Genomic DNA, 13,695 nt, shown 5'->3' with positions numbered 1-13,695 from the left:
ACTGACAATTACCGTGGTACGGTCGAGCCATGGCAGTCGAACTCAGCACCTGGGACGCCCAGGGCAACCAGACGACACCGACGTTCTGCACCATGCGGTTCCCCGCCGGTGAAGCCCACGTCAAGGTCGCGAACGACACCGCCGAGCCGGGGGGCCTCACCGAGATCGCGACCCTGCGCGGCACGAACGGCGACGACCTGATCATGCTCGGCATGTGGGCGGACGCCGTGCGACAGCGCGGTTCGAAGTCCGTCGCGCTCGTCCCCTACCTGCCCGGAGCCCGGCAGGACCGTGGCCTGCCGTTCGGCGCGAAGGTCTACGCCGACATCCTCAACGGCTTCCACGTCGACCAGGTCATCGCGTTCGACCCGCACTCGCCGGTCATCGTCGGCCTGGTCGACAACCTCACCGTCGTCACGAGCGAACAGGTCGTCCGAGACGCGGTGGTCGGGGCATCCGAGCACGGCGGTGGCGACCCGTACACCGGCATCATCGCCCCGGACAAGGGCGCGGTCCCCCGGGCGACCGCGGTCGCCCGGGCATGCGGCCTGCCGGTGTACCGCGCCGAGAAGCACCGCAACCCCGACACCGGCAAGCTCGACGGCTTCACCTGCGAACCGCTGCCGGAAACCGGCCGGTTCCTGGTGGTCGACGACATCTGCGACGGTGGCGGCACGTTCATGGGCCTCGCCGGCTCGACGGGACTGCCGAAGGAGCGGCTCAGCCTCTGGGTCTCGCACGGTGTCTTCTCCGGCCGGGCAGCGCAGCTCGCCGACCACTTCGGCGAGATCGTCACCACCGACTCGTACCCCGCGCAGAACGCCATCGACGGCCTGCGCACGATCGCACTCACCCCCTACCTGACGGAGCAGATCCGATGACCCAGACCGCGCCCGCAACCACCGCCGGAGCCAACGCGACCGGCACTGCCGCCGGCCTCGAACCCCGCATCACCACGGCGAGCCCGATCGCGCCGCTGCTGGCCGTCGACGGGTACAAGCACTCGCACCGGCAGGTCTACCCCGCGGGCACCACCCGGATCCTGATCAACTGGACGAACCGGTCGAACGCGCACATGCCCGAGTCGACGCACGCCGTGGTCTTCGGGCTGCAGGCGTTCATCCAGCGCTCGCTCGTCGAGGCCTGGGCGCCGTTCTTCGCCGCGGACGAGGACGAGGTCGCCCGACTGTTCGAAGAAGCCCTGCAGGGGTACTTCGGCCCGAACCACATCGGCACCGACCACGTCCGCGCCCTGCACCGCCTGGGTTACCTGCCGCTCGAGATCCGTGCCCTGCCCGAGGGCACCCTCGCCCCGATCGGCGTAGCAACCCTGACCGTCGAGAACACGATCGACGAGTTCTTCTGGCTGCCCAACTACATCGAGACCGCCCTGTCCGCATCGATCTGGCACCCGTCCACGGTCGCGACCAAGGCGCTCGCCTACCGCGACCTGATGGAGGACTGGGCAGCGCGCACCGGTGCCGTCCCGGCCGGCATCGACTTCGCCGCGCACGACTTCTCGTTCCGCGGGCAGTCGAGCATCGAGTCGGCTGCGGCGGGCGGGGCGGGCCACCTGCTCTCGTTCCTCGGCACCGACTCGATGCCGTCGCTCGACTTCATCGACCGGTACTACCCGGGCGACAACGGGCTGGTGGCAGCGAGCGTCCCCGCGACCGAGCACAGCGTGATGTGCGTCCGTGGTGCCGACGGGGAGCTCGCGACGTTCGAGCAGATCCTCGACGTCTACCCGACGGGCATCGTGTCGGCGGTCAGCGACGGCTTCGACCTGTTCAAGGTCGTCACCGAGACCCTCCCGGCCCTGAAGGACCGCATCACGGCCCGCGACGGCAAGCTCGTCATCCGACCCGACTCGGGCGACCCGGTCGAGATCGTCACCGGCACCGTGCACGGCGTGGACGAGGCCGAGTTGCTCGCCCCCGGGCGCAGCCACGAGGAGAAGGGCGTCGTCGAACTGCTCGACGAGATCTTCGGCCACACCGTGAACGACCAGGGCTTCAAGGTCCTCGATCAGCACATCGGCGTCATCTACGGCGACAGCATCACGCTCGACCGGGCGCAGCGCATCTACGAGCGCCTCGCCGCGAAGGGCTACTCGAGCGACAACATCGTGCTCGGCATCGGGTCGTACACGTACCAGTACATGACGCGCGACAACCTCGGCAGCGCCGTCAAGGCGACCTGGGCGCTGGTCGACGGCGAGCCGGTCGACATCCAGAAGGACCCGAAGACGGGCAGCGGCAAGAAGAGCGCGAAGGGCCGCATCGCCCTGCACCGCGACGAGACCGGCGAGATCCGGCAGACCGACCAGGCCACGGCCGAGGACGAGGCGACCAGCCTGCTCCAGCCGGTGTGGATCGACGGACGGTTCACGCGCCTCCAGTCCTTCGCCGACGTCCGGCAGACGCTGCGGGACGAACGTGCGGCCCGCGCCGCCCGCCGGACGACCATCGCGTGACGGCCGCCGGACCGGCGACCCGCGGCCAACCGCTCATCGCGATCGACGTCGTCCCGGTGTCGTTCGCGGGGGCGGACGGCCTGCGGGTCGCCACCGCGCGTCGGGCCTACGCCCCGTACGCCGGACTGGAGGCCCTGCCCGGCGTGCTCCTGGACGGCACCGAGATCCTGGCGGACGGTGCGCGGCGCGCGCTGCGCACCAAGACCGGGATCGACGCGGCCGCGGTCCGCCACCTGGCGCAGATCGGCGCGTTCGACGGACCCGACCGCGACCCGCGGAGCGCCGCGATCAGCATCGCGTTCCTGGCGGTCGTCGAGCCGGGCACGGACTCGACGGCGACGTGGCACGCCGCCGCGGACCGCCCCCTCGCGCTGCCCTTCGACCACGACCGGATCGTCGACGCCGCGCTGGAGCACGTGCGACTGCGGTGCTGGTCGGACGTCCCCCTGACGCGTGCGCTGCTCGGATCGCCCTTCACCACGGCGGACGCCCGTCGGCTGCTCACCGCGCTGACCGGCGCGAGCCCGGACCCGGGCAACCTGAACCGGATGCTCCGGACGAACCCGGTGCTCAGCCGTGTCGACGCCCCCGCCGCGGCCGGTCCCCGCGGGGGTCGTCCCCCGGCAGCCTGGACGTGGAGCGCCTGAGCACGGTTGGGTGGAGGCATGTCCTCCTCCCTGTCCGGTGACGATTCCCTGCAGCTGCCCGAGTTCGACGCTCCCCCGGCATCACCCCTCGACCTGGCCCGACAGTGGCTCGAGGCCGCCGACGAGCGCGACGTCTCCGAGCCGAGGTCGATGACCCTCGCCACCGCCGGCGCCGACGGTCGGGTGAGCGCCCGGACGGTGGACGTGAAGCGCCTGGACGACCGCGGGCTGGTGTTCGGCACCTCGACCCTGAGCCCGAAGGGACGCCAGCTCGCCGAGAACCCGCATGCAGCACTGCAGGTCTACTGGCGCGAGACCATGCAGCAGCTGCGGTTCGAGGGCCGGGCGGTGCAGCTCTCCGACGACGAGTCCGACGCGCTGTTCGCCGACCGCTCCCCGAAGTCCCGCGCGGCGACCGCGATCGCCGACCAGTCCGACGTGCTCGAACCGCGGACCCTGCAGGACCTGATCGACGACGCGAACGACCTGCTCGACGAGACCGACGACGCCGTGCCGCGGCCGGCCGGCTGGGTGGCTTGGCGACTCGAACCCGACGTCGTCGAGTTCTGGCACGGCAGCCGTGACCGGATGCACCGCCGGCTGCAGTACGTCCTCGCCGACGCTGCGTGGTCGGCCACCCGCCTGCAGCCCTGACGTCTCGCGCATCGCGAGCGCCGGCGCCCCCTACCGCCCGATCGGGTTCGGCATCGCGCCCGCCCGGATGAGCGACGACGACTGGTCGGCCAGGTCCACCATCGACAGGGTGTTCCGCAGCTGCAAGCGGTTCAGGCACGAGTGCTCGAACGTCGGCACCCGCAGGTCCAGGGGTCGACGGCGGTCCGGGTGTGCGGCGGCGTGCGCGTCGATGCACTCCCCCGCGACCTGCCAGAACCGGGCCTCCGGCAGCACCCCGTCGTCGTCGAGGATCGCGGCGACGAACCGCAGCACCCCGTCGAACACGTCGGTGAACACGGCGAGCGCGGCTTCGTCGTCGGACACCGGGTGCACGATCCGGTCGATGTCGGCGGGCACCGGGCGGTCGTCGTGCCGGCCGAGCACCGCGGCCTCCTCGCCGATGTCCTTCATCACGGCGCGGACGACGACACCGTCGCGCACGACGAGCACCAGGTTCTCACCGTGCGGCATGAACACCAGGTCGTGCACGGTCAGGCAGTGCACGACGGGCAGCAGGTAGGCGTCGAGCCAGCGTCGGACCCACTCGTCGGCAGGGACTCCCGATGCCTCGATCAGGGCTGACACGACGGCGTTCCCCGAAGCGTCCCGGTGCAGCAGTGCCGCCATGGTGAGCAGGCGTTCGCCTTCGGCCAGCTGCGGGACGGGACTCTCCCGCCACAGCGCCGCGAGCATCTTGCGCTGCGGCGAGGACACGTCGACCCGGTGGTACGCGTCGCCGGTGTAGCCGATGGCGGCGTGCTCCCGGAGCACCGAGAACCCGGCCTCGGCGAGCGTCGGGTCGGCGGCGACGATCGACGCGACCCAGTCGTTCACGGCCGGCGTGTTCCGCATGTAGGCGGGCGACATCCCCCGCAGGAACCCCATGTTCTGCACGGCGAGCGCCGTCTTCACGTACGAGCGTGCCGGCTCGGTGCGGTTGAACGCGGTGCGGATGGACTGCTGCGGCTGGTACTCGTCGGGCCCCTCGCCCAGGTCCACCAGGTCCTGCCGCCCCAGGTCAGGCGCGAAGGTCACGGCGATCCGGTGCTGCCACTGCCAGGGGTGCACGGGCAGCCACACGTAGTCGTCGGGGTCGAGCCCGTGGCGCTCCAGGGTGGCGCGGAACCCGGTCACGACCGCGGCCGGGAGCTCGGACTCCCAGTGCGCCTGCTCGGTCCGGTCCGCGGCGAGCGCCAGGTGCGTGTGCTCGCGTCGGGCGGCGAGCCACCGGTACCGGAACCGGCCGCCGGACTCGGGCGCGAACGCCCGGTACTCGTCGAGGCCGAACCCGATCCGCCCGTTGGCGGCGACGAACGCCGGGTGGCCCTCGGTCATCGCCGACTCGACGTCCTGGAACGACGCGACGGCGTCGTCGACGGCCCCGGACGAGACGGTCGAACCGGTCGAACCGACCGAACCGGCCGACCCGGCCCCGCCCCGCCCCCGCGCCAGCTGCCCTGCCGACGGCCCGCCCCGCCGGAGCTTCGCCGCAGCACTCGCCAGCGTCGACGCGATCTCCTCCAGGTACGTGCCGAGCAACTCGTCGGGGATCCCGAGCACCTCGTGCAGTTCGAGCACGAGCTCCTGCGCGCTGAGTGGTGCCGACGCCCCCGCACGGGTCCGCGTCAGCGAGGCCTCGTCCATCGACCAGTGCTCGAGCAGGTGCTGCCGTGCCCGGAACCGGTAGTTCGACTCCCCCGTGTCGAGCCGCCACCCGTCCCCGTCCGGCACGGGTGCGATGAGCCGTTCGTGGGTGAACTCCGCGATCGCCTTCGCGACGAGGTGCCGTTCGGCGGGTTCCAGGTGCTCGGGCCGCAGGTGCGCGGCCGGCCCGTCGTCGTCGGGGACGCCGATCCGGTCGGTGTCGAGCACCGACAGCAGCGCCCGCTTGCCGTCGACGTCGACCTGTCGCAGGGCACGGAACCCGACCTCGGCGTTCTTCGCCTGCACGGCGGTGTTCCGCACGTCCGGTTCGACGACGACCCGACGCGCGCCGAGGACGTCCCGGCAGTGCTCGACGACGGCACGCATGACCGCGCTCGTCAGGCCGTGCACGCGGCCCTCGGCCGGCACCGGTGCGACGAGCAGGTGCATGCCGACGTCGCCGGGTTCGGCAGCCCACACGTCGGTGAGCAGGACGGCCGAGGGGTCGTAGGTCTCGGCCAGGAAGCACGGTTCGCCGTTCCGGCGGCCGAGCCACGCGGCCTGCGCGGGGTCGGCCTGCACGCCGGCCAGGTAGGTGCGGACGCCGTCCACGTCGAGGTCGCCCATCTCCCACCACGACGACGCCGGGTGGGCGAGCCACAACTGCACGACGGCGGCGTCGCGTTCCGGGTCCACGGGTTCGACGGTCAGGAGGCCCGGCCCGGCTCCTCCGGGCGCGGTCGCGTCCGGCGCCGTGGTGGTCACGGTCGTGCTCATGCGGAGACCTCCGCACGTTCGGTCGCGGGACGGGCCGGCGCGCGCTCCGCGGCGCCGGGATGGGCGGTGGACGGCTCTGGTGTTGACTGCTCCGAGGCGGGCAGGCCGAACTCCTGGAAGGCGATCCGGGCCTCCAGGCCGTACACGGGGCGACCCGTGACGGACCGGATGATCGACGCGTTCCGCCACGCCCCCATGCCGAGGTCGGGCGCGGTCAGGCCGTGCGTGTGCTCCTCGGCGTTCTGCACCCAGATGCGCCCGCCCAGGGTGTCGACGTGGTGGTCGCGGGCGACGGCGAGGCGACCGCGGGAGTCGCGGGCGACCAGGTGCTCGACCGGGTCGAGGAAGCGCGGGACCCGCGGGGTGTACCCGGTGGCGAGGAGGAGCTGCTCGACCTCGTGCTCGTACGTCTGGTCGAGCTGCTCGTGGCGGAGCGTCAGCCGGTACGTGCCGCGGTCGGCGAGCCAGGCGGCGTCGACGACGCTCGTCTCGGTCCGGAGCGTCGTCGGGACCGGACCCCGCGCGCTGATCCGGTAGAGCTGGTCGTACAGGTCGTCGACCAGGTCGGCGCTGATGCCCTTGTACAGCCCCCGCTGTTCCCGTCCGAGGCGGTCGCGGACGGCTTCGGGCAGCCCGTGGAAGTGGTCCGTGTACTCCGGGCTCGTCATCTCGAGGGTGAGCTTGGTGTCCTCCATCGGGAAGAACCGGGGCGAGCGCGTGATCCAGTCGAGGCGGTAGCCGTCCTGCCGGATGTCCTCGAGCAGTTCGCGGTAGACCTCGGCGGCGGACTGCCCGCTGCCGACGACGGCGATCGACCCGGCGTCGCGCAGGGCGTCGCGGTTCGGCAGGAACTCGGCGGAGTGGACGGCCGGCCCGCCGATCCCGCGCAAGGGGGCGGGGACGGACGGCTCGGTGCCGATGCCCACGACGACGTGGTGTGCGCGGTACGTCTCGGGACCCTGATCGGTCTCGGCGTGCACCGTGAACGTGTCGGTGTCCGCGTCGTGCTCGACGGCGGTCACCCGGCGGCCCCACCGCAGGGTGTCGAGCCGGTCGGCGGCCCAACGGCAGTAGGCGTCGTACTCGCTGCGCAGGGGGTGGAAGTCCTCGCGGATGTAGAACGGGTACAGGCGTCCGGTCTCCTTGAGCCAGGCGAGGAACGAGAACGGCGACGTCGGGTCGGCCATCGTCACCAGGTCGGCGAGGAACGGCACCTGGATCGTGGCGTCGTCGAGCATCATGCCGTGGTGCCAGGCGAAGCCGTCGGCAGCGTCGAGGAACACCGCGTCGAGGTCGGCGATCGGGTCGGTCAGGCAGGCCAGGCCGAGGTTGAACGGGCCGATGCCGATGCCGACGACGTCGTGCACGGTGTCGGCGGTGCGGTCTGCTGCGCGGTCTGCTGCGCGGTCGGCGGTCATCGGGACGCTCCTTCCGGGGCGGTGGTGGTGGCCCTGACCCGGGCGGCCGTGGCGACGACGTGCTCGAGCGACGCGCGCATCTGCTCCGGCGTCGTCTCCGGGTTGAGCAGCGTGAGCTTGTTGCACGGCCGGCCGTCGATGACCGTCTTGGCGATGAGCACCCGGCCCTCGGCGAGCAGGGCCGAGCGGATCGGGGCGACCAGCGCGTCGGCGGCCTCGTCGGTCATGCCGGCGGGCTGCCAGCGGAACAGCACCGTGCTGAGCTGCGTCGGCGCGACGAGCACCAGGTCGGGGTGCTCCTCGACGATCCGGTGGGTGACCACGGCGAGGTCGATGACGGCGTCGAACGCCGCACCGATCGCGTCGGCCCCCGTTGCCCGCAGCGTGGCCCAGAGCTTCAGGGCGTCGAACCGGCGGGTGGTCTGCAGGGACTTGTCGACCTGGTTCGGCTCGGCGGCGTCCTCCGGGTTCAGGTAGTCGGCGTACCACGCGGTGCGGCGCAGGTCCTCCGGGCGCTGCACGAGCAGGGCGCTCGACGACACCGGCTGGAAGAACGACTTGTGCAGGTCGGCGGTCACGCTCCTGGCTCGTTCGACGCCGTCGAGCAGGTGGCGGCGCGTCGGCGACACGAGCAGCCCGCAGCCGTACGCGGCATCGACGTGCAGCCAGACGTCCTCCAGGTCGCAGACGTCCGCGATCGGTTCGATCGGGTCGATCACGCCGCGGTCGGTGGTACCGGCCGTGGCGACGACGGCCATCGGTCGCTGCCCGTTGGCCCTGGCTGCAGCGATCGCCTCGGCGAGGGCCGCGGGCACCATCCGGCCGGCGTGGTCGGTCGCGACGGCGACCACGGTCTCGAGCCCGAGCAGCCGGGCGGACTTCGCGATGCTGAAGTGGGTCTCAGCGGTCGTGAACACGGTGCCGCCGGTGCCGAGGGCCTCGCGCGCCAGCAGCAGGGCCTGCAGGTTCGACTGTGAGCCGCCCGAGGTGAAGATGCCGTCCCCCGCGGCGAACCCGATCCGACCGGCGAGCCAGGCGACGACGTGGCGCTCGATCTCGGTGCCGATGCGGGACTGGTCCCACGTGTCGACCGACGGGTTCACGGCGGCCAGGACCGACTCGGCAGCGACCGCGGGCAGCGCGACCGGGCAGTTCAGGTGCGCGAGGTACGCCGGGTCGTGGAACCAGACGGCCTCGCTGACGAACAGCTCGTCGAGTTCGGCGAGCGCGCGGTCCGTCCCGAGGGGTTCGGCGTCGAGGTCGACGTCCTGCACCCGGGCCCGGAGGACGTCCGGGGCGGTGTCGGTGGTCGGACGGTCGGCCGCGGCGAACCGGTCGGCCAGACGGTCCACCGTGGACGTCACGGCGGAGCGGTAGCGCTCGGCGGTGGCGGTGGTCAGGAGTTCGATGGGAGGTGTCACGTTAGGTAAGGCTAACCTCACAAAACGCGTTCACGCCACCCGAACGAGGGGTGTCCTGGTCGGCCGGGCGTGTCAGACGGCCGTCTGTCGGGTCGTCAGGCGTTCATGAACTCGCTCGGCTGCAGCGCCCGGCCGACGATGCGCACGTCACCGATCGACCCGACGAACACGTTGTCGAGCTTGCCGCCGTAGCGGTACCCGCCGAGCAGCCACGGCTTGCCGATCGTGCTCAGACCGCGGTTCTGGGTGGACGGGTTCCGCACGACCGGGCACCCGTCGACGTAGAGCACGGTGTGCGTCCCGTCGTTCACCACGGCCACGTGCCACCAGGCTCCGAGCGGCAGCTCGTGCCCCCAGTTCGTCAACGAACCGTCCTGGCTCGTCGGGTACACGCACCACTGCAGTTCGCGGTCCCCCGACAGGCTCAGGGTCACCGCGGGTTCGTCCGGGTCGCCGTCGGCTCCGGTCGCCTTCCCCGCCTGGCCGGCGCTCGAGTACTGCGACAGCAGGGCGCTGAACCCGTTCGTGCTCGGGTCGAAGGTGGTCGGCAGCGCGAAGAACGCCTCGACCGTGTACCCGCGAGGGAAGTGGGTGCGGTTGAGCGGCGCCGCCCGGACGGTCTGCAGGTGGTCGCCCCCGGTCTTGCCACCCTGCAGCGCGAGGCTGCCGGCACCCGGCTGGTCGGGGTGGTGCGCGGCGGTCCAGCGCAACGCCCCTGCGACGGCGCCGGTCCGGCGGGCGACCACCAGGTCGTTGCCCTTGCCGCTCTGGTCGCGCACCCGCGTGGTCGGCGCGAGCGCCGCCCCGTCCGGGTTGCCGTCGAACCGCCAGTACGCGAGCGTCCCCGGTACCAGCATGCGTGCCGCCGGCCGGGAGGCCCGTGGTGCGACCGGCGCAAAGCCCGCGAAGCGCGCCTCGAAGTCCACTGCCATGGTGAAGCGGTCGACGTCACCGCTGAGGTTGACCTCCTGGGCGGCGAGCTCGTTCGCCTCGCCGAGCCCGCCGGCGAGCAGGAACGGCGACAGCGTCTCGACGTCGATGACGTTCCGTTCGAGGTCGACGTGGTACAGCCGGATCATGGCCGCCCCGCCGTAGTACCGGTTCTGGTAGTTGGTCAGGTGCAGGGCGACGTCGTGTCCCACCGCGTTCTTCGCCGTCGTGCGGCCCGGCCCCCAGTAGTGGCCGTTGAGCGTCAGGAACACCTGGTCGTGCTTCGTGATGAAGGAGTCCCAGAGCTGCTGCCCGTAGGGGTCGAACGCCGCCCCGCCGTCGGCGTCCGAGTCGACGATGGCGTGCGTCGTGAGGATCACCGGCGAGTGCGGCCGGGCTGCGAGCACGGAGCTGGCCCAGGCGAGGCCGCTCGCGCTCGTCCGCCAGTCGAGGGCCAGGACGACCCACTCGCGGCCGGCCGCGGTGAACCGGTGGGCGGTGTTGTAGCCGTCGGGGCTCGAACCGATCCAGCCCGGGGCCTTCCGGAACCGCTGCGGACCGAACACGTCGAGGTACGGGGTGCGGCCGCGTTGGTCGTCGGTCGACGAGTCGACGTCGTGGTTGCCGGCGAGCACGCTGTAGGGCGCTCCGGCACGGTCGAGCACGTCGAAGACCTCGCCGGACGCGCGCATCTCGGACGCCGCACCGTTCTGGGTCAGGTCGCCGAGGTGCACGAGGAACACCGTGTTGTGCCGGGCCTGCTCGCGCACGACGTACTCGAGCGAGGCGCGCATCGGGGCCTGGTCGACCGCGGCACCGTCGAACATGTACTGGGTGTCCGGCATCACCGCGACGGTGAAGCGCGGCGAGGTCGTGTCGGGTCGCCACGGACCGGTGCGCCCACGTGCCACCGCCTGCTGGGCCGCGATGCCGGACCCGCCGAGGGCCGCCGGGGTGACGGCGGGGGCTGCGGTCAGCGCGTCGGCGACGGCCGGGGCGCTGCCGAAACCGTTCGACGCCACGAGGCCTGCGGCGCCGGCCAGTCCGGACCCGACCAGGAAACCACGGCGGGAGACCGGGATGCGCTTGCTGCGATCGTCGGCGGGGGCTGCTGCACCGTCGTGGGCGGCTTCGTGGTCGTCAGGGCTGTTCTGCACAGCACCGCACCGTACGGTCCGCGGGGGAACGCCCCGGGTCTGTCCCGTGAACACCAGACCGGCCGCTGCTGCCGGTTCGGTGTGGACCGGTGAGGGCTCCTACAGCTTCTCGATCGGGGCGATCTTGATGAGGAGCTTCTTGCGGCCCGCGGAGTCGAACGCGATCTCGGCGATGCGCTTGGCACCCTGCCCCGTCACCGCGGACACCGTGCCCTCGCCGAAGTCGACGTGCTTGATGCGGTCGCCGGCGACGAGTTCCATGTCCCCGTTGTCGCGCACCTGGCCGGACACCCGGTTCGCCCACTCGGTCTTCGGACGGGTCTTCGAGGCTGCTGCTGCACGGTCGTACGATCCGCCGCCCCAGCCACCACCACCGCGGTAGCCACCGCCGCCGCCGCCACCGTTGAAGCCGCCGTCGCGCTTGGCGTTCAGGGCCCGGGGCTGCGTGCCACCGCGGCTGTTCGCCATGCCCGGCGACTGCTTCCACTCGATGAGCCCCTCGGGGATCTCCTGCAGGAAGCGCGACGGCATCGCCACGTTGACGTCGCCGAACTGCGCACGGGTCATCGCGAGCGACAGGAACAGGACCTTCTTGGCGCGGGTGATGCCGACGTAGAACAGCCGGCGCTCTTCCGACGGACCACCGGGTTCGTTGGCGGACATCCGGTGCGGGAGCAGGTCTTCCTCGACACCGGTCAGGAACACCGCGTCGTACTCCAGGCCCTTCGCGGTGTGCAGGGTCATCAGCGAGACCGTGCCCGAGGAGTCGTCGAGCTCGTCCGCCGCTGCGACCAAGGAGACCTCGGTCAGGAAGTCCGACAGGGTGCCCTCGGGGTTGTTCTTCTGGAACTCACGCGTCACGGCCACGAGCTCGTCGATGTTGTCGGCGCGGGCGGCGTCCTGCGCGTCGGGCGACTTCCGCAGGTTGTCGAGCAGCCCGGAGCCGTCGAGCAGCTGCGTCAGGGTGTCGACCACCGGTTGCGTCTGCGCCTTCTCGGACACGGCGTCGAGCAGCGCCGCGAACTCCGTGATGGCGTTCCGCACCTTCGGCCCGAACCCGAGTTCACCCGCGTGCCGCAGGGCGTCGCGCATCGTGGTCTCGTGCTCGTCGGCGTAGCGCTGCAGCGTGGTCTCGGTGACCGACCCGATGCCGCGCTTCGGCACGTTGAGGATGCGGCGCAGGGCCATCGGGTCGGCCGGGTTGGCGACCGTGATCAGGTACGCCATGGCGTCCTTGATCTCGGCGCGCTCGTAGAACTTGGTACCGCCGAGCACCCGGTACGGGATCGCCGCACGGATGAAGATCTCCTCCAGCGCACGGGTCTGCGAGTTGGTCCGGTAGAACACCGCCATGTCGCGGTAGTCCATGCCGTCTTCACGCAGGCGCTGGATCTCGTCGGCGACGAACTGCGCCTCGTCGTGGCCGGTGTACCCGGTGAAACCGACGATCTTCTCGCCGGCTCCGACGTCGGTGAACAGGCTCTTCGCCTGGCGGTCGAAGTTGTTCGCGATGACGGCGTTCGCGGCGTCGAGGATGTTCTGCGTCGACCGGTAGTTCTGCTCGAGCAGGATCGTCTTGGAGTTCGGGAAGTCCCGCTCGAACTCGACGATGTTGCGGATGTCCGCCCCGCGGAAGGCGTAGATCGACTGGTCAGAGTCACCGACCACCGTCAGGGACGCGGGCGCGATCGAGCCGTCGGTCTCGCGCATCCGGGCGACGTGCTGGCCGGAGTCCTCGAGCTTGTCGACCTGTTCGACCGGCACCGGGCGGGTGAGCTCACGGATCAGGGCGTACTGGGCGTGGTTCGTGTCCTGGTACTCGTCGACCAGGATGTACCGGAAGCGCCGCTGGTACAGGGCGGCGACGTCCGGGAAGGCGCGGAACAGGAACACCGTCTGGCCGATGAGGTCGTCGAAGTCGAACGCGTTCGCCCGGCGGAGCTCGTTCGTGTAGCGCCGGAACACCTCGGTGAACATGACTTCCTGCGGGTCGTTCACGTTGATGTTGCGCGCGTAGGTGTCGATGTCCTGCAGCTCGTTCTTGAGCTTCGAGATCTTCGACGCCGCGGCACCGACGGTCAGCCCGAGGGAGTCGGCTTCGAGCTCCTTGATGATCCGCTTCAGCAGCGCCTTGGAGTCGGCGGAGTCGTAGATCGTGAACGACTGCGGGAACCCGAACCGCTCGGCTTCGCGCCGCAGGATGCGCACGCACGCCGAGTGGAAGGTGGAGATCCACATCCCCTCGGCCTCGCCGCCCACCAGGGCCCGGACACGCTCGCGCATCTCGGCGGCGGCCTTGTTCGTGAACGTGATCGCCAGGATCTGCGACGGCCAGGCTTCGCGGTTGGCGAGCAGCAGCGCGATGCGGCGGGTGAGCACGCTCGTCTTGCCGGAACCGGCACCGGCCACGATCAGCAGGGACTCGCCGCGGTACTCGACGGCTTCCTTCTGCTGGGGGTTCAGACCCGCGGTGAACGGGTCTTGGTACGCGCGGGCACCGGCGCCCGGTTCGGGCGTCGATTCGAAGGGGTCGAGCACGATCGTCATGTC

Annotated in this window: 9 protein-coding genes; 4 read left to right on the top strand and 5 right to left on the bottom strand. The window is 71.3% G+C overall.

Going from position 1 to position 13,695, the window contains the following annotated elements:
• Positions 1-29: 29 nt before the first annotated feature.
• The 4 genes from BIU95_RS02475 to BIU95_RS02460 are packed head-to-tail and all read left to right on the top strand — an operon-like array spanning position 30 to position 3,777.
• Entirely contained in the window at positions 30-881 is an 852-nt protein-coding gene (locus BIU95_RS02475) for a phosphoribosyltransferase family protein (protein ID WP_071250185.1), read from the top strand.
• Positions 878-2,476, top strand: a complete 1,599-nt coding sequence (locus BIU95_RS02470) for a nicotinate phosphoribosyltransferase (RefSeq protein WP_083389181.1) — start codon at positions 878-880, stop codon at positions 2,474-2,476. Before BIU95_RS02475 ends, BIU95_RS02470 begins: the two co-directional genes overlap by 4 nt.
• Entirely contained in the window at positions 2,473-3,123 is a 651-nt protein-coding gene (locus BIU95_RS02465) for an NUDIX domain-containing protein (RefSeq protein ID WP_071250183.1), read from the top strand. The genes BIU95_RS02470 and BIU95_RS02465 overlap by 4 nt, the downstream gene beginning before the upstream one ends.
• 18 nt (positions 3,124-3,141) lie before the next feature.
• A complete protein-coding gene (locus tag BIU95_RS02460; RefSeq protein WP_017885457.1) occupies positions 3,142-3,777 on the top strand; it encodes a pyridoxal 5'-phosphate synthase in 636 nt (211 codons plus the stop codon).
• A gap of 30 nt (positions 3,778-3,807) precedes the next feature.
• On the opposite strand, the gene BIU95_RS02455 is transcribed toward BIU95_RS02460, so the two are convergent.
• The 5 genes from BIU95_RS02455 to BIU95_RS02435 form a co-directional block, all read right to left on the bottom strand.
• Positions 3,808-6,219, bottom strand: coding sequence for a GNAT family N-acetyltransferase (locus BIU95_RS02455; RefSeq protein ID WP_071250181.1), 2,412 nt, complete (start codon positions 6,217-6,219; stop codon positions 3,808-3,810).
• Complete coding sequence (locus BIU95_RS02450; RefSeq protein WP_071250179.1) at positions 6,216-7,637, bottom strand: lysine N(6)-hydroxylase/L-ornithine N(5)-oxygenase family protein; 1,422 nt, start codon at positions 7,635-7,637, stop codon at positions 6,216-6,218. Before BIU95_RS02450 ends, BIU95_RS02455 begins: the two co-directional genes overlap by 4 nt.
• Complete coding sequence (locus BIU95_RS02445) at positions 7,634-9,058, bottom strand: aminotransferase class V-fold PLP-dependent enzyme (RefSeq protein ID WP_071250177.1); 1,425 nt, start codon at positions 9,056-9,058, stop codon at positions 7,634-7,636. The genes BIU95_RS02450 and BIU95_RS02445 overlap by 4 nt, the downstream gene beginning before the upstream one ends.
• Before the next feature lie 95 nt (positions 9,059-9,153).
• Positions 9,154-11,145, bottom strand: coding sequence for a LamG-like jellyroll fold domain-containing protein (locus tag BIU95_RS02440; protein WP_017885461.1), 1,992 nt, complete (start codon positions 11,143-11,145; stop codon positions 9,154-9,156).
• Positions 11,146-11,244: 99 nt separating this feature from the next.
• Positions 11,245-13,692, bottom strand: coding sequence for an ATP-dependent helicase (locus tag BIU95_RS02435; RefSeq protein WP_017885462.1), 2,448 nt, complete (start codon positions 13,690-13,692; stop codon positions 11,245-11,247).
• Positions 13,693-13,695: the final 3 nt, after the last annotated feature.

Source organism: Curtobacterium sp. MCBA15_007, assembly GCF_001864905.1.
GTDB lineage: Bacteria > Actinomycetota > Actinomycetes > Actinomycetales > Microbacteriaceae > Curtobacterium > Curtobacterium poinsettiae.
Note: the sequence above shows the minus strand (reverse complement) of the source record. Positions and strands in the feature narration are given on the sequence as shown.